Origin of the sequence: uncultured Campylobacter sp. (genome assembly GCF_905372745.1) — a bacterium.
Taxonomy (GTDB): Bacteria; Campylobacterota; Campylobacteria; order Campylobacterales; family Campylobacteraceae; genus Campylobacter_A.
Map to the genome: position 1 here is coordinate 1 of NZ_CAJPQR010000035.1, position 24031 is coordinate 24031.

Annotated in this window: 24 protein-coding genes; 5 read left to right on the top strand and 19 right to left on the bottom strand. The window is 43.8% G+C overall.

Features of this window, described 5'->3' with window-relative positions; translation table 11 throughout:
• On the top strand, positions 1–211 hold a 211-nt coding region (locus QZ157_RS08830), incomplete at its 5' end, for a hypothetical protein (protein ID WP_295144560.1).
• Between the two features lies 1 nt (position 212).
• Here QZ157_RS08830 and QZ157_RS08835 read toward each other — a convergent pair.
• From QZ157_RS08835 to QZ157_RS08875, 9 genes are all read right to left on the bottom strand, one after another.
• Complete coding sequence (locus QZ157_RS08835) at positions 213–1661, bottom strand: Ppx/GppA phosphatase family protein (protein ID WP_295144563.1); 1449 nt, start codon at positions 1659–1661, stop codon at positions 213–215.
• A complete protein-coding gene (locus QZ157_RS08840) occupies positions 1662–2891 on the bottom strand; it encodes a HAMP domain-containing sensor histidine kinase (protein ID WP_295144566.1) in 1230 nt (409 codons plus the stop codon).
• Between the two features lie 38 nt (positions 2892–2929).
• The gene (gene hsrA / locus QZ157_RS08845) at positions 2930–3601 is read right to left on the bottom strand and encodes a homeostatic response regulator transcription factor HsrA (protein ID WP_295144569.1); all 672 of its coding nucleotides are present in this window, start codon (positions 3599–3601) and stop codon (positions 2930–2932) included.
• A gap of 73 nt (positions 3602–3674) precedes the next feature.
• On the bottom strand, positions 3675–3989 hold the full coding sequence (locus QZ157_RS08850) for a dihydroneopterin aldolase (RefSeq protein WP_295144571.1): 315 nt from the start codon (positions 3987–3989) through the stop codon (positions 3675–3677).
• Positions 3986–4600 carry a glycerol-3-phosphate 1-O-acyltransferase PlsY gene (gene plsY / locus QZ157_RS08855; RefSeq protein WP_295144572.1) on the bottom strand — a complete coding sequence of 205 codons (615 nt, stop codon included), beginning with the start codon at positions 4598–4600 and terminating at the stop codon, positions 3986–3988. The genes QZ157_RS08850 and plsY overlap by 4 nt, the downstream gene beginning before the upstream one ends.
• 897 nt (positions 4601–5497) lie before the next feature.
• The gene (locus tag QZ157_RS08860; protein WP_295144574.1) at positions 5498–6370 is read right to left on the bottom strand and encodes a carbon-nitrogen hydrolase; all 873 of its coding nucleotides are present in this window, start codon (positions 6368–6370) and stop codon (positions 5498–5500) included.
• Positions 6371–6470: 100 nt separating this feature from the next.
• Entirely contained in the window at positions 6471–6938 is a 468-nt protein-coding gene (locus QZ157_RS08865; protein ID WP_295144577.1) for a low molecular weight protein-tyrosine-phosphatase, read from the bottom strand.
• Between the two features lie 14 nt (positions 6939–6952).
• A complete protein-coding gene (locus QZ157_RS08870; RefSeq protein WP_295144580.1) occupies positions 6953–7873 on the bottom strand; it encodes a cation diffusion facilitator family transporter in 921 nt (306 codons plus the stop codon).
• Positions 7874–8863, bottom strand: a complete 990-nt coding sequence (locus QZ157_RS08875) for an agmatine deiminase family protein (protein ID WP_295144582.1) — start codon at positions 8861–8863, stop codon at positions 7874–7876. It lies immediately after the preceding gene.
• A gap of 155 nt (positions 8864–9018) precedes the next feature.
• On the opposite strand from QZ157_RS08875, the gene QZ157_RS08880 reads away from it, so the two are divergent.
• Genes QZ157_RS08880 through QZ157_RS08890 form a run of 3 tightly spaced genes read left to right on the top strand, consistent with a single transcriptional unit; the run spans position 9019 to position 11076 of the window.
• Entirely contained in the window at positions 9019–9672 is a 654-nt protein-coding gene (locus tag QZ157_RS08880) for an amino acid ABC transporter permease (RefSeq protein ID WP_295144585.1), read from the top strand.
• Positions 9659–10333 (top strand): amino acid ABC transporter permease, encoded by a 675-nt coding sequence (locus QZ157_RS08885; RefSeq protein WP_295144587.1) that lies wholly within the window; start codon positions 9659–9661, stop codon positions 10331–10333. Before QZ157_RS08880 ends, QZ157_RS08885 begins: the two co-directional genes overlap by 14 nt.
• Before the next feature lie 8 nt (positions 10334–10341).
• Positions 10342–11076 (top strand): amino acid ABC transporter ATP-binding protein, encoded by a 735-nt coding sequence (locus QZ157_RS08890; RefSeq protein ID WP_295144590.1) that lies wholly within the window; start codon positions 10342–10344, stop codon positions 11074–11076.
• 321 nt (positions 11077–11397) lie between these two features.
• Here the strand turns inward: QZ157_RS08890 and QZ157_RS08895 are convergent, their stop codons facing one another.
• Positions 11398–11871: a hypothetical protein gene (locus QZ157_RS08895; RefSeq protein ID WP_295144592.1), complete on the bottom strand. Its 474-nt coding sequence runs from the start codon at positions 11869–11871 to the stop codon at positions 11398–11400.
• 177 nt (positions 11872–12048) lie between these two features.
• On the opposite strand from QZ157_RS08895, the gene QZ157_RS08900 reads away from it, so the two are divergent.
• A complete protein-coding gene (locus tag QZ157_RS08900) occupies positions 12049–12885 on the top strand; it encodes a cysteine ABC transporter substrate-binding protein (RefSeq protein WP_295144594.1) in 837 nt (278 codons plus the stop codon).
• 756 nt (positions 12886–13641) lie between these two features.
• On the opposite strand, the gene QZ157_RS08905 is transcribed toward QZ157_RS08900, so the two are convergent.
• From QZ157_RS08905 to QZ157_RS08945, 9 genes are all read right to left on the bottom strand, one after another.
• Positions 13642–14949 (bottom strand): sugar transferase, encoded by a 1308-nt coding sequence (locus QZ157_RS08905; RefSeq protein WP_295144597.1) that lies wholly within the window; start codon positions 14947–14949, stop codon positions 13642–13644.
• A 46-nt stretch (positions 14950–14995) separates the two neighbouring features.
• Positions 14996–16117, bottom strand: a complete 1122-nt coding sequence (locus tag QZ157_RS08910) for a glycosyltransferase family 4 protein (protein ID WP_295144599.1) — start codon at positions 16115–16117, stop codon at positions 14996–14998.
• Positions 16114–16812, bottom strand: coding sequence for a methyltransferase domain-containing protein (locus QZ157_RS08915; RefSeq protein ID WP_295144601.1), 699 nt, complete (start codon positions 16810–16812; stop codon positions 16114–16116). The genes QZ157_RS08910 and QZ157_RS08915 overlap by 4 nt, the downstream gene beginning before the upstream one ends.
• 10 nt (positions 16813–16822) lie before the next feature.
• The gene (locus QZ157_RS08920; RefSeq protein WP_295144604.1) at positions 16823–17911 is read right to left on the bottom strand and encodes a glycosyltransferase family 1 protein; all 1089 of its coding nucleotides are present in this window, start codon (positions 17909–17911) and stop codon (positions 16823–16825) included.
• A 64-nt stretch (positions 17912–17975) separates the two neighbouring features.
• Entirely contained in the window at positions 17976–19100 is a 1125-nt protein-coding gene (locus tag QZ157_RS08925) for a glycosyltransferase (RefSeq protein WP_295144607.1), read from the bottom strand.
• On the bottom strand, positions 19093–21183 hold the full coding sequence (locus QZ157_RS08930) for an alginate lyase family protein (RefSeq protein WP_295144610.1): 2091 nt from the start codon (positions 21181–21183) through the stop codon (positions 19093–19095). Before QZ157_RS08930 ends, QZ157_RS08925 begins: the two co-directional genes overlap by 8 nt.
• A complete protein-coding gene (locus QZ157_RS08935) occupies positions 21176–22384 on the bottom strand; it encodes a glycosyltransferase family 4 protein (protein ID WP_295144613.1) in 1209 nt (402 codons plus the stop codon). Before QZ157_RS08935 ends, QZ157_RS08930 begins: the two co-directional genes overlap by 8 nt.
• Positions 22381–23352 (bottom strand): hypothetical protein, encoded by a 972-nt coding sequence (locus QZ157_RS08940; RefSeq protein WP_295144615.1) that lies wholly within the window; start codon positions 23350–23352, stop codon positions 22381–22383. Before QZ157_RS08940 ends, QZ157_RS08935 begins: the two co-directional genes overlap by 4 nt.
• Positions 23353–23365: 13 nt before the next feature.
• The coding region (locus tag QZ157_RS08945; RefSeq protein WP_295144616.1) for a peptidoglycan bridge formation glycyltransferase FemA/FemB family protein at positions 23366–24031 on the bottom strand (666 nt) is incomplete at its 5' end.

The window sequence follows — 24031 nt, forward strand, 5'->3', positions numbered from 1 at the left end:
AAAAATAGATAAGTTGAGCAAAATACTAAATATTAATATTAACAAGAACAAAGGAAAGGAGATCTACAAAATTAATAAATCAGAGATAGAGAATTTTAACGATGAGGATATAGAGACCAAAGCAAAAGAAATAGTTAAAAAAATATTAGTAGAAATAGAAGAATTTGACATAAAGATTATTACAGTATCTAGTGAGCTAGGAAATTCCTAACTCACGCAAAACAGATCGCAAAAGTATCCGGCTTAGTCATCTTTTTGATATTTTCCTTCGCCATAAACAGCTCCTTAGCGCCGTAAATTTGCAAAGTATGATTTATAAACTCAAACTCTAGCTTTTTGTGCGCGCGGTTTACATCTAGGTTTTTGGCTAAAGCTAGGATGAAGCTTAACCAGCGCACAACGCTTTCGCTAGGTAGCAGATCTTTAAACCGCTCAAATTCGCTCGAGCTTTTTTTACCGTTTTGAGCGATGATTGCGGCTATGAGGCATTTTTGCGCATGCGAAAAGCCGTAGTTTAGCGCGTTTAGCACGAAAAACGCCGAGCTAGCGTGCTCACCGTAAAATCCCAAGCACTGCGCCACGTCATGCAGCTTAGCCGCGACCGCCAGCTCGCTCTCGTATCGCCCGCCAAGCTCATGCAGCGGCTCTAGCGCGGCAAAAATATCTTTAGCGTATTTTACGATAGTTTTATTATCGCCGAGTAAAAACCTATCCTGCAAACTCCTCACGCTCGGGTTAAAATTAGGCGGAAATTTTCGAGTCGGACGCAAAATATCGCTTAAAAATACGCCCTCTCTAAAGCCCGCGCCGCTAGTGTAGATATTTTGCGCGCCTAAAGCCTCGGCCGCGCTTAAAAAGATGAGCGCGCCCTCTCTGATCGTATCGAAGCGATCTTTTTTGATGCCGAATTTTCCAAGTTCCAGTACGCTTGCTTGTGAGATGCTCTCGATAAAATTCTTGTGATTTTGCAGTTTATAAGCAAAATTATGCACCGTTTTTAGAGGGTAGTTTTGCGACGACATTATCGCTGAAGATATCGCGCGCAAGCTGCCGCCGATGGCGACTAGGTTTTTGCTTTTGAAATTTTTAGGCAAGCTTTTTAGCGCGTCTTTGATAAACGGCTGCGCGGCGCTTAGATTTTTTTTGTCAAAAAATAGCTCCTTTAGCCGCACCGTGCCTAAATTTAAAGACGCGGCGTCTATTATCTTGCCGCCGCTAACAAGCGCTAGCTCCGCCGAGCCTCCGCCGATATCAAGCGTGACGAACTCCTCTAGCGGCTCAAGCAAATTTAGCGCCGCCACGCCGCCGTAAACCGCCTCGTCTTTGCCGCTAACGACCTTTAAATTTAGTCCTAGCTCGCGGCACACGAGCGATATTAGCTCGCCCGCATTAGGCGCGTCGCGCAGAGCCGAGGTGCCCATAGCAAAGATTTTTGCGCATTTGTAGGCCTTGGCGATATTTTTAAATTCGCTAAAAGCCTCAAAAGCCTTTTGCATAGACCTCTCGCCGATCGCGCCGCCGTTTTCGTAAGCGCCCTCGCCAAGGCGCACCTTCATCTTAAACTCGCCCACGACGCTAAAAGCATAACGCGAGCTTTTGTCAAATATCACCATTCGCATCGAATTTGAGCCTAAGTCTATGACGGCGGTTCGTTTTGCCATTTATCTGCCTTTGTTTGTTTTATTTATCGGTAGCCGCAAGCTCGAAACGGCGCCGCTACGGCCGTCCGTACGGTTTTTGATAGATACGGTTCCGCCTAGAGCCTGAGCCGCGCCCTTGGCCAAAAATAGCCCGAGTCCAGCTCCGCTTTTATCGCCGAAGCGCTTAAACGGCGCAAAAAGATCCTTACTCTCGTCGATACCGCAGCCCTCGTCTACAACCTCAATCATAAACTCGCCGTCGTTTAGGAAAGATCGTAGCGTAACGACCGAGCCGGCGGGGGAAAATTTGATCGCATTTTGAACGAAATTTTGGATAACATGCGTCAAAAGCGTCGTTTGAAGCGTCATTTTTAGGCTAGAGGGCGCAAACTGGGTCGCTATATCCTTGCTCTCGCCGCGGGCTAAAATTTTAAAATTATTCGCCGACTGCTTCAAAAACGCGATGACGTCGGTAGGTACGGCCTCCTCAAACTGTGCGCCCTCCTGCCGCCCGATCTCCAAAATAGACCCGATCATTTTATTCATCTGATCGATGGCTTCGTTGTTATTGTTGAGCGTTTCTATATATTTTTCGCTCTCGCGCGGCTTTATTAGCGTGACTTCGTTTTTGGTTTTCATTACCGCAAGCGGAGTTTTTAACTCGTGCGCGACGCCGACGAATAGCTCCTTTTGATAAAGTACGAAAGTCTGAATCCGCTCGATTAGGCGGTTTAAGCTTTTGCCTAGCGGCTTAAACTCCGGCGGTAGCTCCTCAAGGCTAATCGCCTGCAAAAATCTCTCGTTTAAATTCGTCATTTTTTTGCTTAAAATTTTAATCGGCACCAGAAGCATACGCGACAAAAATAGCGCATAAAAAAGCACCAGCAAAATAGAAGTGGCGTTTACGACGATGATATCGATTAAAATTTGATTTATGAGCTTGCTTTGCTGCGTAGTTTCTTTAGTTAGCGCGATACTATCATCTTGCGTATAGGGATAAAACAGGGTTAGATAGCTCTTTTTGCCCAGACTTTCGGTTATAAAATAAGGCGCTTTTGTTTCGCCTTTTACAAGCTTAACGCGCGTGGGGCTATCGTTTAGCGTGGAATACTCGAAAGGATTTTTAAGTCTGGCTAAATTCGCGCTCGTAGATAAAATTTTAGCTTCGTAAGCGAGCGATTGGGAGATGTTTTCGTAAATCGTAACCTTAATATACTGATATAAAAGGACTGAGATGATGAGAATTAGCATCGTAGAAGCCGATGCTAATTGCGCTATAAACCTAAGTCTTAGGCTTTTTTGGGAAAGCAAAATCTATACCCGCGTCTTCTGACCGTCTCGATAGTCGAGATGTTTAGCGGCTTATCCATTTTTTGGCGGATTTGATTTATCGCCACTTCGATTACGTTTGGAGTTACTAGCTCAGGCTCCTCCCAGATCGCATCTAGCAGCTGCTCTTTACTAACGATCTGATCGCTGTGACGCGCAAGGTGAGTTAATACTTCAAACGGTTTGCCTTTTAGCTCGATATCTTGGCCTAGGTAGGTGATTTTTTCTTCGTCCGGATCGATGATAAGGTCGTCTATTTTGATGACGTTAGTACCGCCAAAACGCAAGCGAGCCTCTATCCTGGCGACCAAGACGTCAAAATCAAACGGCTTTTTGATGTAATCATCCGCGCCGATTCTAAAGGCTTTTACTTCGTTTTCTTTATCGTCTTTTGCCGATATTACGACGACGGCGGTGCGCGGAGATTTATGTTTGATGATGTTGATCAGATCCACGCCGTCTCCGTCAGGCAGCATCCAGTCGGTTAAAACCAAGTCGTAATTTCTAATACCGATATAATACTCGGCATCCTTGAAATTCTCCGAGCTGTCGGTTTGATAACCAAACTCTTGCAAGCCCTCGGCGATGGTTTTGTTTAGAGTTACCTCATCTTCAACTATTAAAATTCTCATTTTTTTCCTTCTATGAAATTTGACGCGATTGTATCATAAATTAAGCGAAATTTCAAGATACTTTAAAAAAAATTTAATATTTAAACTCAGCCCTTGCGCCTACCGTAGCATTTTTGACGATCTCTATTTTTAAAATTTCCATTTTTAAAAAGCTAAGCGAGCTAAATTTTTCCTTCAACTTTTTCGCGCAAATTTCAAGCGAGCTCTCCACGGTACCGAATTTCTCCCGCGCGTAAATTTCCTCGATAAAATTTATCATTTCCACATAGTCTATAAACTCGCCGCTCTCAAATTCCGCGCTTACCCTTACCTTCTGCGGCGTCGCGCGCTCAAAATCAAGCAGCCCGATGATCGTGCTAAATTCGTAATCTTTGATAATCGTCGTCAAATGACGCGCTTTTCCTGCCCGGTTATCAGGCGTTTGATGTTTGGCAGGTGCTTGTAAACGACCAAAAACGCGATCAAAAATATCGGCGCATAGGAGTCGATGCCAGGGATCTGCGGCTGCAACGCAAAAGTCGCTGCGATAAAAGCCGCAAGCGCGGCTAGTGAGGCAAGCGAAGAGATTTTAAGCAGTTTGCCCACGACAAACCAAACCCCAAGCGCGGTAACGATCTCAAGAGGCAAAAATACCGCCAAAACGCCCGCACCCGTGGCTATGCCCTTTCCGCCTTCAAATTTTAAAAACGGCGAATAGCAGTGTCCGAGCACCGAAAGTACCGCCATCGCCCAAAGCGTCGCAGGAGCAAGGCCTAAAAATTTCGCGATCAGTATCGGCAAAACGCCCTTTAAAACGTCGCAAACGACGGTTAAAATCGCGATTTTTTTAGCAAGTTTGGGGTCTTTTTGCTTTAGCACGCGCAAGACATTGGTCGCGCCGATACTGCCGCTACCTTCGCTTCTGATATTCACTCCACCGAAGATATAAGCCAAAATCACGCCCGAGGGGATACCGCCTAGCAGATACGCCGCAGCATAAGCTATCAAATTTTCGTTCATTTTTTATCCTGATTTTTGTTTCGATTTCGCAATATTAATTAAATTCGGCTGATTTTTTGATAAATCGGTTGTTTTAAAGGACGGAAAATTTGTAAATTTCACTTGCGCAAACCCGCAGCTTTAAGATGCTAAATTTGATTTAGTCAAATTTAGTGTTTCGGGCCGAGCTTCTTTGCGCAAAAAATAACCATTTGAGATTGTTTTTTGCTTTATTGTAAATGGGGTGGGGGCTTGAATGGCGCTCTGCTAGCAGCTACGAGCGAAGCGGTCTCAAGCCCATAGGGCGACGGTAGCGAACGTAGTGAAGCTAAAGTAGAGCGTCGCCTTCCTTTGCGTCGTGCTATGCACTCGCCTTGTGCTTGCACTCTCTTTGAGAGCTGCCAGAAGCAGACCCGCCCCCGTCTGCTTGCAGCTGCTAGCGCAGCGACGCAGAAACCCCCACCTACCCCACTGCACGTGAGAAGTTACTGCGCTTTGCGCAGGTTTATTTGGCGCTATCGCGTCGCACGTTTTAAATTTACGGCAGAGTTAAATTTAGTGCCGTCAAGTGGCAGGTCTCGGCGGCTCAAATTTGAACGTAAAATGATAAGGCGAAGTGTCGCGAGATGATTTTTCGAGTTTTCTGCTTCACAAGCTCGCAGCTATAAACAGAAGAAGCAAAATTGAGCGTGCGCTAGTCATATAGCCTGCGGAGCGAAAATTTTGCGTTCTGCTTGCAGTTGCGAGTGCAACGAAGCAAAAATCTCGGAAAAGCGCTCGCGAGACAAGCCGTAAAAATAAGGCGAAGTATTTTTGCGTTTAGACGAGGCACTTTTAAATTTGGCGACGGGAGTTACCATGTAGGTAATGACCGAGCCAAATTTAAAAGTAACGAAGTATAGGGCAAAAAGACAAGCCTTAATCAATAAATCTTTTTGTTAAATTTGCATATGCGTCGATGCGCCTATCTCTCAAAAACGGCCAAATCCTGCGCACTTCCTCGCTTCTGGTCATATCAATCTCGACGATGCGGCACAGCTCGCTCTGGCTATCGGCGCGGAAAAGCTCCTCGCCCTGCGCTCCGAAAACAAAGCTGTTGCCCCAAAATTTGATCCCGTCCATCACGCCGCTCTCGTCATTTTCAAAGCCCACGCGGTTTACGGCAATCACGGGCAGGCCGTTTGCGACCGCATGTCCGCGCTGCACGGCGACCCAGGCTTCTAGCTGGCGCGATTTTTCCTCCTCCTCGTCGCTCTCGAACCAGCCGATCGCGGTCGGATAGATGAGTAGCTTCGCGCCGCGCAGGGCCATGAGACGCGCAGCCTCGGGATACCACTGATCCCAGCACACCAAAAGTCCGAGCCTACCTACGCTCGTATCGATCGGCTCAAAGCAGGTGTCGCCCGGAGTGAAGTAAAATTTCTCGTAAAAGCCAGGGTCGTCTGGGATGTGCATTTTGCGGTATTTGCCCGCGACGCTGCCGTCTTTTTCGAAGACGAACGCGGTGTTGTGATACAGCCCGTCCGCGCGCTTTTCAAAGAGCGAAGTAACGAGCACGACGCCGTTTTGACGCGCTACCTCGCCCCAAAATTTGACGTCGTTTTCCCAGCCCTCAGCAAGATCAAAAAACCTCGTCTCCTCGCTCTGGCAAAAATACTGCGTCTGGTGTAGCTCCTGCAGCACCACGAGCTCCGCCCCGCCGCCGCTAGCTTCGCGCACGAGCTCGAGCGTCCTTTGCACGGTCGCGTCTTTGGTGCCGTGAAATTTTTGTTGGATTAGCGCTACTTTCATATTTTTCCTTACGATTTAAAATTTCAAAATTATATCAAAGCGGGGATAAATTAGGGCTTGAACGGCTAGTCGGGCGAGTAAATTTTGCCGCGCCAGCCGCTTATAAAATTTGCTTTAGCCTTTCAAGCAAGCCCGCGCAAGAGCGCGAAACGTCATCGTAGCACCGCTCAAAATCGCGGGTGTAGTATGGATCGGCGATTATTTTACCGCTTGAGGCCTCGCTAAATTCGAGTAGGAATTTTACTTTTTCGTCAAATTTAGCCTCAGCGCCGAATTTGCGCCTCAAAGTCCTTAAATTTTCATCGTCCATTATCAAGATAAGATCGCTGCTATCAAAATCCTTTTGCGTTATCAAGGTCGCTTTATGAGGCGTCACGGGCACGCCGTTTTGCTTCAAAACCCGCACCGTCTCGTAGTACGGCGGCTCGCCTATCTCGTCCTCGTGAGTGGCGCGCGAGTCGATACTAAGGCGCTCTGCCAGACCTGCATTTTTGCTCAAATTCTGCATAACGGACTGCGCCATAGTCGAGCGGCAGATATTTCCGTGGCAAACGAATAAAATTTTCATATTTTTCCTTTGATTTAGCATTCGCACGAGCCGTTTTGATCGTCGCACGGATCAAGGTGCGTCGTGATCTGCCATTCAAACTCGCCGTATTTAGCCCTAATATCGGCTTCTATCTCGTCTGAAATTTTGTGCGCGTCGTAAAGCGAAATTTCGCGGTTAAAGACTAGATGAACCGCGACGTAGCAGATGTTTGCGCTCTTTCTGGTAGCTAGGCCGTGATAGCTTGCTATCTGAGGGCGCGAGCGGATTATCTCTTCGATTTGCGCCGTTATTTCGGGCTCTAGCGCTCGGTCAAGCAGCACGCCTACGCTTTCTTTCATCAAATTTATCGCGCTAACGGCGATGTAGCCGCTAATCACTATACCAAAAACGGCGTCTATCGCGGCAAACCCCGTAAATTCGACCAAGATAAGCGAGGCGATAACGGCTAGGTTGCTAAAAAGGTCACTTTTATAGTGCAGAGCATCGGCTCTAACGATCAAATTTTTCGTGCGGCGAGCGACGCGGGAGAGGTAGACGACCAGCAGCCCCGTAACCGCGACCGATAGCGCCATCGCATAGAGCGAAAAAGCCGTATCTACGGGCGTTTGCTCCGTTTGTAGCTTACGCACGCTCTCGTAAAATATAAACGCGCCGGCAGCCACGATCAAAACGCCCTCAAACATCGCCGCAAGCGCTTCTAGCTTGGTGTAGCCGAAGTTAAATTTAGCATTGGGCGCAGCCTGGGATTTACGGATGGCGAAGAAATTTAGCGCGGAAACTAGCAGGTCAAGCATCGAATCGATCGCCGAGCTGAGCACCGCCACCGAACCGCCGATCAAACCCGCGGCAAATTTAACCACAGCTAGCGCAAACGCCGTCGCGCCCGCGACCATCACGGCTCTGCGGCCTAAAATTTCATTTTGCCTTTTTATGCCGGCATTATTTAATTGCATTTAGATTTCGCTTTCGCTTCTTGCGCCTGCAAATCTATTCTGTGAGGAACAATGTAGCGAGCCATTTTGACGTACGAAAACAAGCGAATCCACGCCGATTATCTTATGATTAGGTAGCTCCTGCGCTAGCCTCTTAAGCGCGATTTTATCGTTGTCATCATTGTACGTCGGAACGATAACGGCGCCGTTTATAAAGATAAAATTCGCATACGTGCAGCCAAGCCTCTTGCCGCCGTAAAATTTGGCCTTAGGAAGCGGCAGCGGCACGAGCTTAAAGCCCGTGCTTTCAAGCTCTTTTTTCATCGCGGCAAGCTCGCTAAAATGCTCGTCGTTTGGATCGTCGCATGAGGCGTATGCGATGGTATCAGGATCGATAAAACGCGCCAGAGTATCGACGTGACTGTCGGTGTCGTCGCCTTTTATAAAGCCGTTTTTAAGCCACACTACGCGCCCAAGACCAAAAAGCTCCTTAAGCCGCGCCTCGATCTGCTCTTTGTTTAGATGAGAGTTGCGGTTGTTGTTTAGTAGGCACTTCTCAGTCGTTAGCAGCGTGCCGCGCCCGTTAAAATCGATACTGCCGCCCTCAAGCACGAGATCGATACTTCGCAAATCGCTTTTAAAACGCTTAGCTAGCTCTAAATTTACGGCATTATCTTTCGAGCTTTCAAATTTGCCGCCCCAAGCGTTAAATTTGAAATCATAGCTGACGATTTTCGCGCCGTCCTGCACGTCTATCATGCCGTAGTCGCGTATCCACGTATCATCGGTGTCGATTTTTACGAACTCCACGTTATCAAATTTAGCAAATCGCTCCGCAAAAATCCTCTCATTAGGGCAGATCAAAACGACCTTTTGAAACGGTACGATCGCGGCGACCAGACTCTCGTAGGCGTCTAAAATTTCATTTAGATACGGCTTCCAGTCGGTGTTTTCGTGCGGCAGCGATAAAAATATAAGCTCTTGTTTTTCCCACTCTGCAAACGCTCTCAAATTCGTCCTTTATTTAAATAATTTCTATCAAAATTTAGGGGTTATGATACCTTTTGCAAGCTTAAATTTTAAAATAAATCATACAAAATTAGTTTTAAATTTAGTTTGCTTTCGCTACAATCTCGCGAAATTATCAAAAAGAAGCTAAAAAATTTATGGATTTTGAGTTTATAAAAGAATTTACGCCGATGTTCGTAAAAGCGGGCATTTTTACCGTCAAGCTCTCGCTTTACGGCATCTTGCTCTCGCTTATTATCGGCATATTTTGCACGCTGGTTAAATTTTACAAGGTCAAATTCCTAACGCCTATCGTAAACGGCTACATCGAGGTTTCTAGAAACACGCCGCTGCTTATACAGCTTTTTTTCCTCTACTACGGACTTAGCAAATTCGGGTTAAATTTGAGCGCCTTTACCTGCGCGATCGCGGGACTTGCGTTTCTAGGCGGCAGCTATATGGCGGAGAGCTTTAGGCTCGGCTTTGAGGCGGTGAAAAAGACGCAGATCGAGGCCGCGCTTAGCGTCGCGCTCACGCAGGGGCAAATTTTACGCTACGTTATCCTGCCTCAGGCCTTTAGCGTCTCGATTCCCGCGGTCGCCGCTAACGTTATCTTTCTCATCAAAGAAACCTCGGTCATCAGCATCATCGCCCTGCCTGACCTAGTCTACGTGACTAAGGATATCATCGGGCTTTACTATATGACCGACGAGGCGCTTTTTATGCTCGTAGTTAGCTATTTGATTATCATTTTGCCGATATCTTTGGTGTTATTTTGGCTAGAAAAAAGGATGAGAGTTGGACGGAGTTAGTATTTTATTCGACCCACTAGTTTTAAAGCGGCTGATTTTCGAGGGGCTGTGGATGAGCGTGCAGATTTCGGCCGTCTCGATCGCGATCTCTCTAGTTTTAGGCACGTTTTTGGGCGTGGCTATGAGCTCAAAAAACAAATTTATCTTTTTCACGCTAAAAATTTGCCTAGAAATCGTACGCATAATGCCTCAAATCGTCTGGCTATTTTTGTTTTACTACGGCGCGAGCAAGGCATTTGGGCTTGATATTTCCAAATTTAACGCCTCGCTCATCGTATTTAGCTTGTGGGGCGTGTTTGAGATGATGGATATCGTGCGCGGCGCGATCGTCTCGATACCGCGGCATCAGTTTGAAAGCGCAGCGGCTCTGGCACTTAGCAAGGCTCAAATTTATCTTTACGTCGTGATCCCGCTAGCCACGCGCCGCCTAGTGCCTGCCGGCGTAAATTTACTAAGTCGTATCATCAAAACCACCCCGATCGTCGCCCTCATCGGCGTACCCGACCTGCTAAAAGTCGGCCAGCAAACGATCGAGACCGCGAGCCTAACGGCAAATCCGACAGTGCCGTTTTGGATATACGGCTTTATATTTTTATTATATTTTCTCGTCTGCTATCCTATCTCAAAACTATCCAAGATACTTGAAAACAGATGGGCATAAGGAATCAAATGAGCGAAATTTTAAAACTCTCAAATTTAAGAAAATCTTACGGCGACTTGCAGGTGCTAAAAGGCATCGACCTTAGCGTCAAAAACGGCGAAGTAGTCGTGATTCTAGGGCCCTCGGGCTGCGGCAAGAGCACGACTCTGCGCTGCATAAACGGCCTTGAGCCCTTTGACGGCGGACAGATAGAGATAGCCGGCGAAAAGATCGATAAGGACTATAAAGACTGGATCAAAATCCGCCAAAAAGTGGGCATGGTTTTTCAAAACTACGAGCTGTTTGACCATATGAACGTCATCGAAAACATCGTGCTAGGCCCGGTAAAAGCGCAAAAAAGAAGCCGCGAAGAGGTCGAAAAAGAAGCCGAGGCGTGGCTGGAAAAAGTCGGCCTAAAACACAAAAAATACGCCTATCCAAAGGAACTTAGCGGCGGACAAAAGCAGCGTATCGCTATCGTACGCGCGCTTTGCATGAGGCCCGAGATCATGCTATTTGACGAGATAACGGCCTCGCTGGATCCCGAGATCGTGCGCGAGGTGCTAGACGTCGTCATAAACCTCGCAAAAGATGGCATGACGATGCTAATCGTGACTCACGAGATGGGCTTTGCGCGCTCGGTGGCAAATCGTATCGTCTTTATGGATGAGGGCAAAATCGTCGAGGAGAGCGAGCCCGAGGCGTTTTTCACGCATCCAAAAAGCGAACGCGCGAAGAAATTTTTAAATTTGTTTTCGTTTTAGGATTTTAAAATCGGCGTTTTCAAATTTGGGCTTTTAAAATTTGATGTTTTGAGTGTTAAATTTGAGGATTTTGCTGTATTGATTTGCTTTTTTAAATCAAATTTAAAGACTTACGGTTAAAATCTTGCCGCTCGTTTTTAAAATTTAGCTTTATAAATCGCACCCTTTTTGGCATTTTCGTCAAATTTAGTAAAACGGACAGGATAAATTTATTCAACCAAATTTCTTTTAAATTTTACGCGGTAAAATCAAGCCTAACTCTTGCTAGCAAATCTATCCCAAAATCCGCGCACAAATTTGACCCTCTCCGTTCAAAGCGTTTTAAAGCGCTTGCTCATACTTGCAGCTCCATTTGGCGCCTAGTTTGCAAGCTTTTTTATAAAAATATTTTGCTTTCTTTTTATCTACTTCAAAGCCGTAGGTTCCATTTTCATACCGTAGTCCAAGGGCCTCACAACCCTCCCCGTAATCCATATCACACGATTTTTCAGTATAAAATTTAGCCTTTTCGTTATCCTCAAATATAACTATATAAGTACTTCCTAAAATCAAACAACCGTTACCATCTTTTAATTCGCAAGCCTTCTCTAAGAATTTTACCGATATTTCTCTTGCTTGCTTGTCGGTATTTTTACTTCGGCTGCTTTTATCTGAATAATATGCTCCGGCTCGCGTGCAATCTTGCGCTATACCAGCATTACATCCGGCTTCAAATTTAGCTATATCCTCGTCTGTGCCGGCCAAATTCAAAGAGGATAGCCCGACAACGACCGCAGCTAAAACGATTTTTTTCATTGTTTTTCCTTTAATTTTTTTAAGATTATATCTCGCACCGATAATCAAATAACTTAAATTTGCAAATTTACCCATTTTTGAATTTTCGGCACGCGCTTACTTTTAAAATCCGCAAATTTAGCCGCATTTTAGCCAAGATTTTGTATATTTCACGCACTTTATTTTAAAGGAGAAAGAATGAGAAAACTTCTGTTTTCATTTTTGGCAACATTCGCCGCCGTCTTTCTAACGGGTCAGGCTAATTTGCAGGCTGCCGAAGCGGACGCTTTGGCTAAAATCAAGGAGCGCGGATACGTGCGCGTGGGCGTCTTTAGCGACAAACCGCCGTTTGGCTACGTCGATAAAGAGGGCAAAAACCAAGGCTACGACATATACTTCGCCAAACGCATCGCAAAGGATCTGCTAGGCGACGAGAGCAAGGTTAAATTTGAGCTCGTAGAGGCGGCGGGCCGCGTAGAAGTGCTAGTAGCCGACAAGGTCGACATAACTTTGGCAAATTTCACCAAAACCCCTGAGCGCGCCAGAGTCGTTGATTTTGCGCTTCCGTATATGAAAGTATCACTTGGCGTAGTTAGCCCGGACGGCGCGGTAATAAAAAGCGTGGACGAGCTAAAAGGCAAAAAACTAATCGTCAATAAAGGCACGACCGCGGATGCGTATTTCACGAAAAATCACCCTGACATCGAGCTTATAAAATACGACCAAAACACGGAAACCTTCGCCGCCCTGGTCGATAAAAGAGGCGTAGCGCTAGCACACGATAACGCGCTGCTTTTTGCGTGGGCTAAAGAAAATCCAGGCTTTACCGTCGGTATCGAAGCCCTAGGCGATGTGGACGTCATCGCGCCTGCTGTCAAAAAAGGCAACAAAGCTCTACTTGAGTGGCTAAATAACGAGATCATTGAGCTAGGCAAGGAAAATTTCTTCCACAAAGACTACGACGCTACGCTAAAACCGATCTACGGCGATAGTGTAAATCCGGAATCTCTCGTCATCGAAGGCGGCAAACTATAAAACCCAAAGTCGGAAGAAATTCCGACTTCTTACTTTCCTTAAATATCTCGGTTTTTAAATTTAATCTGCGTTTTTAATTTATCATGCAAATTTGATGCGCCGCAATTTAAGCAAAAACAAAAGCCGCCTCAACGCTTTATCAAAGCGGTTTATTAAGTGCGGCGTTTTATGCTAAAGATAATTCCAAAAACATACCAAAACGCGCAAGGGCGCAAATTTAGCGTCATTTTCGGTATATATTCGTCAAATTCGTCCAAAAAATAAGTAAATAAACGCCTTAAAGTTATGGATTTTGCCGCACCTTAGTTAGATTTTACCTTCATCTCTAGCCCAGCAGGCATTTTGGTAAGATAAAATTTACTTTTTACAGAGCTTTGCAAAGCGGTTTAGATAACCTAATTTACGGCACAGCTCTCGTTTGCCGCTTTTACCTCTACGACCGTAACCAAAATCGCCGAGCTAAGTCAAAGCTAGAGCGTAAATTTAACCGCAAATGAGCTTTAGGCGGTAAGGCAAAATTTACGCTTGGATTAAAATTTTGGACAAAGCTTACCCTTGCGGGTATTTTAAGTTAGGCCAAAAGCATTTTTATAGAGATTTGGGCGAGACGGACAGCGGCGATATACGCCGAATTTATCGTTGCCGCGAAACCTAGACGTAGCTAAATTTTAACTTCCTACCGCAATTTATAGATCCGCGCCACGGTGAAATTTTGCCCTCTGACCGCACCTCATCGCAGCTAGCCGCTTAGTTTGATCAGCTTGCGCCTTTACGCATTAAAACAACCTTAAAGGTCTTTATGATTATCACGATATCGTTCCAGATGCACCAGTTTTTCATATACCACGCATCCATCTGCGCCCTCGTCTCAAAGTCTACGTCGCTCCTGCCGCTAACCTGCCAGATGCCGGTAATCCCCGGCAAAACCGCCAAGATTAGCTCGGCGTATCGCCCCATATCCTTGCGCTCGTACTGCGCGCACGGGCGAGGGCCTACGATACTCATTTCGCCTTTTAGGACGTTGATTAGTTGAGGCAGCTCGTCAAGAGAGCTTTTTCTGAGGAAATTTCCGAGTTTGGTTACGCGCGGATCGTTTTCGTATTTATGAAATTTTTCAAAATACTCTACTTCTTGCGGATTTTTTTCAAGGTATTCTTTTAAAATTTCAGCCCCGTTTTCTCTCATTGAGCGAAATTTAAGACACCCAAACAGCTTGCCGTTTAGCCCCATCCTTTGATGCGAGAAAAATATCTTGTCTCTTGGTTCGCTTATCTTCATAGCGACCGCGACCGCGCAAAAAACAGGAATCAAAAGCGGCAAAGCCATAACTATCAAAAATATATCAAGCCCTCTTTTTAGCGCGATGTTAAATTTACTCTGCAAAGAGTTGTGTATCGCAAAAAGGCTCGTGCGGGAGTTAAATAGGTTGTAAATATGAGCCTGCGTAAAATCGTAACCTCTAAGCACGGGCGTAAATAAAATCTCTTTATTTTCCTTGATATTTTGCTCTATTAGCTCGTTTAGCTCGCGCGCGCCCATGCCGCTGCCGCCTATAAAAAGCGACTCATAATCAGCCTGCGCGCGAATATAACCGAGGTATTTATCGTCAAAGATCGCCAGCTCAAATTCCTCGCTCTCGCCTAAAATTTTAGCCTTCTTTTTCCAAAAGCCGAGTTTAAAAAGTGAAATTTTAGCTATAAATTTAAAAGCCGGGATAATAAAAATCATAAAACCAAAGCCCAAAATCAAGCTAGCTCTTGAAAAATCATAATTTATCTTTAGCAAGGCAAGCGCAGCTAAAGTAAGCAAAAGCCCAAAAAAACAGCTCTTTACCGCTATGGCGCACTCGTGCCAAAAATCATACCTCCTAGCGTAAATCCCCTGATAAAAAAACAAGGCTATCATCAAGGCATAAGCGATGCCAAAGCCCTGATATTTGGATATATCAAGTAGCACGTGGTCGCCGTAAAATAAATTTTTAAGCTCGACTGCTATACCAAAAGACACCCAAATAGCCAAAAGATCGACCAAAAGAAGTATCGCTTTACAAAGATATTTTTTCATTTTTCCATCCAGATACGCGCAGCGCAAATTTTGCGTTTGGCGGCGACTATTTTATTTTTTCTTTAAATTTTTCGTATTTTTTCTCGACGTAGCTTTTGATCTCTGCCTCAAAGCGCGCGCGCGAAAATCTTAGCGAATTTTCCCTGATTTTTACGGGTTCGAATTTATCGCGATTTTGCTCAAATTTAGCCACCGCGTCAAGCAGCTCTTTTACGTTTTGCTCCATAAAATATAACCCGCTCTCGCCGTCAATCACCGTCTCGCGAGCGCCGCCACGACCAAAGCAGATCACGGGCGTACCGCATGCTTGCGCTTCTACGGGCGTGATACCGAAGTCCTCCTCGGCGGCAAAAACAAACGCCTTAGCCCGCCCCATGAGATCCCTCATCGTCTCATCGTCCGCAAAACCCAAAAGCTCGACGTTTTTACCTGCTTTTGATTTGATTTTAGCCATATCGGGCCCGTCGCCGACGACTACTAGCTTTTTATCCGTCTGCGAAAACGCCTCAACTATGAGATCGATCTTTTTATAAGGCACCATTCGCGAGGCGGTTAGATAAAACTCCTCTTTGGCTTCGCGCAGCGTAAATTTATCCACGTCTACGGGCGGATAGATGACGTCGCTAGGCTTGCCGTAGACTTTTTCTATACGGCGCGCGATGTAGCGGCTATTTGCCACGTAATGATCTACGCGGTTTGCGCTGGCGGCGTCCCAAATGCGAATTTTATGCAAAAAATACTTCGCCAGCACGCCCTTTAAACCGCGGTCAAGCCCGCTTTCGCGCAAGTACTGATGATACAGATCCCATGCGTAGCGGATCGGCGTGTGCACATAGGCAATGTGAAGCTGGTTAGAGTGCGTTAGCACCCCCTTTGCGACGGCATGCGAGCTAGATAGCACGACGTCGTAGCCGCTTAGATCAAACTGCTCGATCGCAAGCGGAAATAGCGGCAAGTAGTTGCGGTATTTGCTCTTTGCAAAGGGCAACTTCCCAATAAAGCTCGTATGCGCTCGCTTGCCTTTTAAAATTTTATCTCGGTCGGCATCGCTTAAAAAGTCAATAAGGCCGTAAATTTCAAAATCGTCCCAAACATTCGTGAAACTCTCGACGCATTTTTCTGCGCCTGCGTAGGTGCTAAACCAGTCGTGGATTAGTGCTTTTTTCATTTTTCGCCCAGATAAAAATTAGTTTCCAGCGATTTTTCAATCGGCCATTTTATAAACTCGACTTCATATTCTTTTGTCTTTTTAAGCAGCAAAAAGATACTCCAAGCAGCCTGGGGAAACGCCCTAGCTAGCGGCTTTGCGATGCATGGCGGAAACGGATAAAAGTTGCTTCCTTGAAAATCTACCAGCTCAAAACCGCCCCAAATTTTTAAAAACCGCATCAAATCGGGCTTAGTATAACCTCTAACGTGTGCGGAGTGATTTTGTATAGACGTAGGCTGCCTGCCTAGTAGCAGCAAGGCTCTGTTGTGAAGGCTGGCTAAATTCGGAACCGCTAGCACAAAATGTCCGCCTGCTTTTAGCGTACGAGCTATCTCGTGAAATATCCAAAATATCTCCTTGACGTGCTCTAGAATTTGATTTGCGCTTATAAGATCCAGACTCTCATCCTCGAAGGGAAATTTATCTCGCTCAAGATCGTGCGAAAAGACCTCGATGCCTCTTGCGGCTAGCTTTGCGACATTTGGCTCGTACCCTTCTAAAGCCAAAAGCCTAGCGTCCCCACATTTACTTTTATATATCGCCAAATCATCGCCCTTACCCGCGCCGATATCCAGCACGGTTTCATAATGCCCTATTTTAGCGGCAAAATCAGCTATTATATGTCGTCCGTAGTTTAGGCTTCTGTCTATCATTTACGGCTCCTTATCTTAGTTTTTCCATTATTTCTATGATTTGTTTAGCCGAGCGCCCCCAGCTAAATCGCTTAATATTTTCAAAACCCTTAACGCAAAGTTCGTTTCGTAAATTTTCATCGTTTAAAACGGCTTGTATCTTACTTCTTATATCTTCTACGTTATGCGGATCGAAATACAAAACGCTATCCCCGCAAACTTCGGGTAGGCTAGCGGCGTTTGAGCACACTACCGGACAACCGCAGGCTTGCGCCTCAAGCGGCGGGATACCAAACCCCTCGTATAAAGACGGAAAGACGAATAATTTTGCTAGATTATAAATAGCCGCGATGTCGGCGTCCTTAACATAGCCGGTAAAAAATATACGCTCTGCGAGATTATTTTTCTCGATAATCTCCAAAATATAGCTATCGCTAGTTATAAAGCCGTCTCTTTTTCCCACTATCACCAAATTTAACTCCGTCTTTTCTAGCGCGAACAATAAATTTTTCAAATTTTTGTGAGGTTTTACGTTTCCTACGAATAAAATAAAATTTTCCGGAAGTCTATATTCTCTTGCCGCCGCCTCCAAAACGGCGCTATCGTAGCGGTTATTAAAACGTCCCTCGTCTATAGCGTTTGGTACGACAAAAATATTTTTATCCGTTTTCGTATATTTTAATATCTCGCTTCTTGAAAACTCCGAAACGCTAAAGACGACGTCGCTTCTGCTTAAAGCTTGATTAAAAATCATCTTGGCATATATCTTTTGTATAAAATTTAAGCTATCGTAAAAAGCCAAATGAAACGCATCATGAATGGTAACCGCTCTAAATTTCGCCCTTATGGGCAAGATAGGGATATTGTAGTGAGGAGACCAAAAAATATCACACTCGGGAATCTTTACCGGCAAACAAATCTGCTCGTCCAAAGAGTAAATTTCCCGCCCGCACTCTAAAATTTTAACGTTTTTACTCCATGCGTACTCTCTTATCTCGGCCTGCGTACCTAGCAAAATAACCTCGAATTTCTCCGTTAAAAACGGCAGCAAACCCTTTATATACGTACCTATTCCGGATGCTTTGTGCATGCGAAAGTCGATTGCTATTTTTTTACGCATAGCCGTCCTAGTTTCACCTTATAGTTTAAAATTAATGATATTTCAAATAAAATTATATCAAATTTTAAATAATAAGTCGTATTTTTTCTTCCCAATCGTTATCCTTTGCAAATTTTACGATTTCGCTCCCGCCTATTTGCTTTAAGGCTACGGCTTTTTTTACGCACGCCGCAAAATCCTCTTTTGAATCAGCTAACAAAGCAGGGCTATTTAGCTGCTCTAGCTCTTGCCATTTAGTAGCTACCGTATAAAGTCCGGCCGCCGAGTATTCGTATAACTTTAACGGACTTATAGAGTGAACCAAATCCATATCTAACCTAAACGGGATTATGCCGACGTCTGCAAATTTCAAAAAAGGAGCCACCGCATCATTATCGACCTTTCCGTAAAAGGTAATGTTTTTTCTGGATTTTATTTGCTCAAAATTTTTAGGTTTAAATTTTACGGTTCCGATTATTAAAAAATGCACATCGGTTAGCTCGCTAGCAACATAATCTAGTAAATCAAAATCAAACCAGTTCTCGATAGCGCCAACATAAACGGCAACTGGGCTTTTAATCTCATAAAAAAATTCGGGCTTATCGTACTTTTTTTGAAATTTGTTAAAATCAACCCCGTTTGGGACATAAAAGCAGTTTTTGTTAAATTTCTCTATATAGCTTTTAAGGCTAGATGACGTATATATCGTTTTATCGGCTTTTTTTATCAGATGCTCCTCTGCTTTGATAGCAGCCGTGCCTACGTCAAAGCCGTTTAATCTATCGGTAACTCTAACGATTAGTTTATTATATTTCACGATATCCGTTATAGGCAAAAATGCAAAATTATCTATAACTAAAACATCCACGTTTAAAAAATTAAAATTTTTAAGCGTTTTTTTAAAGTTCGGTAGAGTAAAAATATACCACATTTTTATAACCTGATAAAAAACGGAAGGTAACTTTTTAAACGGCGGAATAAGCGCAAACGGAGTGTATATAAAATAGTTTTCAAAAATTTTATGTACGCCTTTTTTTGACTGAGCGAGTCTGATGGCTTCATTATTTTTATCATGAAACGGCGAAACGGGAGGCGCGATAAATAAAACTTTGTTTCCCTCCTTAGCTAGCAGTTCGCTGTAATAATTACAACCGACTTTAAACGGCGAACCGTAATACGAATTTCCGCACCATAGTATTTTTTTAGACATTTTTCGTAAGCTTCCCGTATCCGTTTGAGTATAGCTCAAATTTACTATAATAAAATTCCCTGTTTGCCGTATCGGTAACCACCAATCTATCCTCTTTTATCTCAAATTTCCTCATAATTTTTATGCCTTTGTATTCGGCAGCGAGACTTATAAAATTTTCTCCAAAGTCCGTTACGAAACACCTACACTCGGCGAGCATACCGAATAATCCCGCTATCCCCTCGCCCCAACTATTTTGCTCCAGATCTTCCACGATCGGCGCGTTGTGCGCCCTAATGCTTCTAAATTCGTTTCGTCTGCCAGGAAGCGGCGTATAAAGATAGGTGCCTGGATCTCTCGCTATGTCGCGCCCCTCTATCCACAGCTCGTAGCCCAGCTTATCGTTATGCGTATGTCCGCCGTGGCCATTCTGTCCAAGCGGCGTAGCGCAGAGGGCGAGGTAAAATTTACTGGATTTAAAGATAAAAATTCCGCTGTCCGGATAAAATATATTTTTGATCTCTTGCGAACTCGTAATTTTAAATTCCACGCTTTTTCGGTACGGTAGTTCGCTAAATTTCACACCCGAAGCGACCTGGCTTTTATACGTTTTATCGATCGCTTGCAGCTTGCGACCGGCAAGCGAGCGGATAAAACTTCTCTCAAAGCAAAAACCGTTTTTAAATATCTCATCGTCAAAAATCCCGCCCATGCAACTAATTAGCGCGGAGTGATTTAAGATATTTTCATCCCAAAACGGCTCATTACCGCCCTCAAAGCCGCTTAAATTTAGATATTTTTGCGCGGCTTGTTCATTGCTCAAAAACTCGCCGTTTGGGCTAAATTTAAAAAACCTGCCGCTGTCGTTATCGCCAAATTGCGGCACTTCGCCGTTTGGCTTTATGATGTCCGCGGTAAATCTGCCGATTTTATACAGTCTATCCACGAACCACTGCGGCAGCGCTATTTGACCGTTTAAAATTTTAAATTCCTGCTCATCAGGCGGTAAAAGTTTCGGTTTTTTGCGCCAAAGCTTTGCATCGTAATTTTGCAAAGATGAAATTTTTTCGCTTTTTAGACCCAGTATCAAAGCCGTGCTATACGCCATTAGCTCGCCACTTAGGCGGTGGTAGCTCGTAGAACTCTCAAAATTTCCGCCGTCTTCGTAAAATTCCTTTTTCATTTCGCTAATTATTTCTTGCACGGCAAACGCCAGCCACGCGTCCGTCTCGCCGCCGCCGTCTAGATACGCGCACGCAAATAGCAAACCCGCGATGTCGCTTAGATAGTGATTTGACGTAAGATGCGGCGAATATTCTAGATTATTCACGATATGGAGCGCATGCTCGTAGACGCTATTTGAAAAGGTTTGCTTGAAATCCGCATCTAAAATTCTGCCCTCATCAATCTGACAAAGCATATCGTAAGCTGCCAGCATGTTGGCAACTCTGATGCCAACATCCATCGTGCAGGTCCAATTTACGCCTATTCTAGGCGGATTATTGCTGATAAAATCTAAAATTTGGTTTTTAAATTCTTTTAAATTTTGCTCTTTTAAACTCGGATCCGCCATCGCAAAAATAGCAAGCTGCGGCAAGTGCTGAAACCTCGCAAGCTCCCACGGCACCTTTATATCGCTGCCCGGTTTATGGGCTATGCGCTGATCTTTGTACCATTTTTTTTCGCTCCACCGAAAGCCGCTTTTAAAATCCTTTTGCCAATCGATCGGCTCGTAGCCCTCTAGCGCGCTCGCAGGCGTCGCGGCATTCATATCGTATTTGTAGCCCTCAAGCCCGAGTGCCGCGCTATCATAGCTATTTTTTACCCACCCGCTGCCGAGTAAGTCGAATTTATGCTCCAGGTACATTTTAGACAGATATCTAGCGACGTCTAAATTTATATTTGAAACGTCGAGTTCGCATAAATTTATGTAGCTTATTCGTACCGGCGAAACGTTAAATTTGATACGGGTATCGCCGGATATATCGCGCAATTTTTGGATTTTATTTTTAGTTAAATTTAAAATTTTATTGGCGATTTTCGCGCACAACGCATCGGGCGGCATCGACTTGGCTTTTTTAAGATAATAAAAAATTTTACCCATTATTCACGGCCTCTAAAATTTTATCCACGTGCCTGTCCCACGTATACTTTCGTAGGGCTTCTTTTGCGGCGTTTGCGCTAATAGACGCCCTTAGCGAAGCATCGTCTATTAGCGCCTTCATGGCGGCTTCTAGCGCGTCTACGCATCCCGGTTTTACCATATAGGCGGTTTTGCCGTGCTCCAAAATTTCAGACATCTGAGCCATATCGCTGCATATTACGGCTTTACCCATAGCCATGTATTCAAACAGCTTGGTAGGACTGCCGAAAAACTCGCTTTCATCGGGATTTGGGACGGTGGCATTAACCAAGATATCGCACGCGCTTAGAAAATTAGCTCCTTGTTCTTGCGGGATAAGGCCGGTTAATACGACGTTTTCTTGCAAATCAAATTCCAAAATATGTTTTTTTACGATTGGCATCCTGATGCCGTCGCCTATCATAAAAAGCTTGGTTTTTTCTTTGTATTCGGGATATTTTTTCAGCAGTTTGCCGTAAGCGTACGCTATATTTTCGGCTCCGTGCCACTGACCAAATGTCCCTATAAAGCCGATTACGATTTTATTTTCAAGACCGTATTTTTGTTTTACGCCCTCGCAGCTTACCTGCGGATTATATTTATTTTCGTCTATTCCGTTTGGATTTACGATTATTTTGCCCTCGTCTACGCCTAAATTTAAAAGGATATCTTTTAACGCCTCCGATACCGCAACTATGCATTTTGCATTTTTTAGATTATAACTTTCTATCGCGCAAACGATAGGTAACTTAAAAATTTTGTAGTAAATAGTCTTAAAAGCTCGCTTAAAAAGAGTATCGTTATTTTTCCAATTTTTAATTTTCCAAACGTCGGACGAATTAAACTCTAAAACAAACGGTATATTTTTTCTCTTTGCGATATACGCCCCGCAAAAGCTAAATCCGCTATATCTCTGATATATCGCATCAACCTCCAAATCGGCGCAATGCTTTATTATTTTAAAATTATAAAAAAACTCAAGAACGTCTTTTGGGATAAAAGGAAATTTTATAGGCTTTACGATGGTCACTTCTTTATTAACCCCCCAAAGTTCGTCGTTTGAAACGACGCTTAGCTGCACCTTTTTATCCATAGCGTTTATAACGCCTGCCGTGTGCCCCACCGAACCGCCCGCTTTTAGCCCAAACCAATAAAGCGTCCTTAGATAAAGTATTTTCGTCATATATTGCCTATCTGCATAAATTTTAGCCTAAATTTATCCATTGCGGGCTTTAGTATGTCGGCATTTACGCTAATCTTTGACACATAGTCCCAGCAGCTTAAAGAGCTTAAATTTAAATCTTTTATCGACGTAAATTTACACTCTTTATTATCCGCGATTTTTTCTAAAAGTTTTTTGTACTCGCCTATTAAACCTTCGTTTATGCTTATATCGACATACTGCCCGCTTTTAAAATTATATTTCAAATTTAAAAAATTAAAACTATGTAAAAAAAGCGTTATTACGCAATCTTTGGGCATTAAATCAATCGCTCTTAATATTTCATCCGCGCTAGAGCCGTATCTAAAATCAAATTTTTGAAAAACGCTTTTGGTTTTTAAAACACCGTAGCGCTTTTGTTTTTCGTAAACGCTAACGGGCAACTGCAAAACGCCGCATTTTTTGCTAGTTTTATTTACGTAGTCATAGTTTATAGCGCAATTTATATTTTTATAAAAAAACGAGCTATCTATAAAAATATCGTTTATCCTAAGAGCTCTTAGCGTGTCGTCGTTTGCGCCGTATCCTCCCGCTCTGTGAGCTATAACGTCCGTGCCTATCCACTCTTTTATCTTTTGCTTACCGAAATTTATAATTTCTATTTGCTCGTCTAAGCTATATTGGCGCATAAATTTTCTATTTTTATCGTATTTTCCGGACGGATGGGTATGTAAATTTACGCCGTGTCCGCTCTTAACGATTTGGCGACACAGCCTTTTAAATTTATCCTCGCCATATCTTTCATACGGATATACGTCCACAAAATGCTCCACCACGCCGCCATATTTGTTTGCTAAATCGTTTATGAGCTTTACGCCGACTTCCGTGCCGCCGCCGATCTCGCCTTTTATAAAAATCTCAAACGCATCGGCTCTATTTGCGTGCAGTTCGCCGACCTCGGTATCGCAGGTTATTAAAATTTGTTTCATTTAAATCAACCAATTATATTTTATTCTTAAGCCAAAGTATTGCCCGAAATATTGCATTTAGGAATGGTCTATAAACAAGCATTCCACCAAAATAATATCGTAATTCGCCACCAAATCTATCTTTAAATCTATTGATACTTATTGACTTCTCATCTTCACCAAAAGAGCAACCGCCAAAATCGTACCGAGCAATACCGTTTTTCTTAAAATATCTTATTGCCTCCCATTGCAACAAATTTGAAGATCCCAAAATACAATTATTTATAGAACCACCATGCCAATATATAGACATATTGTCAGAAATTATAAAAATTGCTCCAGCCTGAATAATACCGCCGTGTTTTGCAAAAAAAACTTTTATTCTATTTGTTTTGTTTAGCGCAAAAAAATACTTTAATAAATACTCAACTTTTAAGGATGGCTTATTTGATCTGGCGTACGTTTCGATAGTAATCTTCTGAAAATCATATACCCCCTGCTCGCTGGTGTCTTCTAATATTTGAACATTCTCTTTTTGCGCCCTTCTTATAACATTGCGGTGTTTGCTATGTATATTAGAAAATATTACGTCTTCATTTTGAGTTAAATCTAAAACAGATGAGCCGTATCTATATATTTCATTAAAATTATTTAGTTCTAAAAAATCCGACCAAAGACATGCTTCATCTAATAATTCATT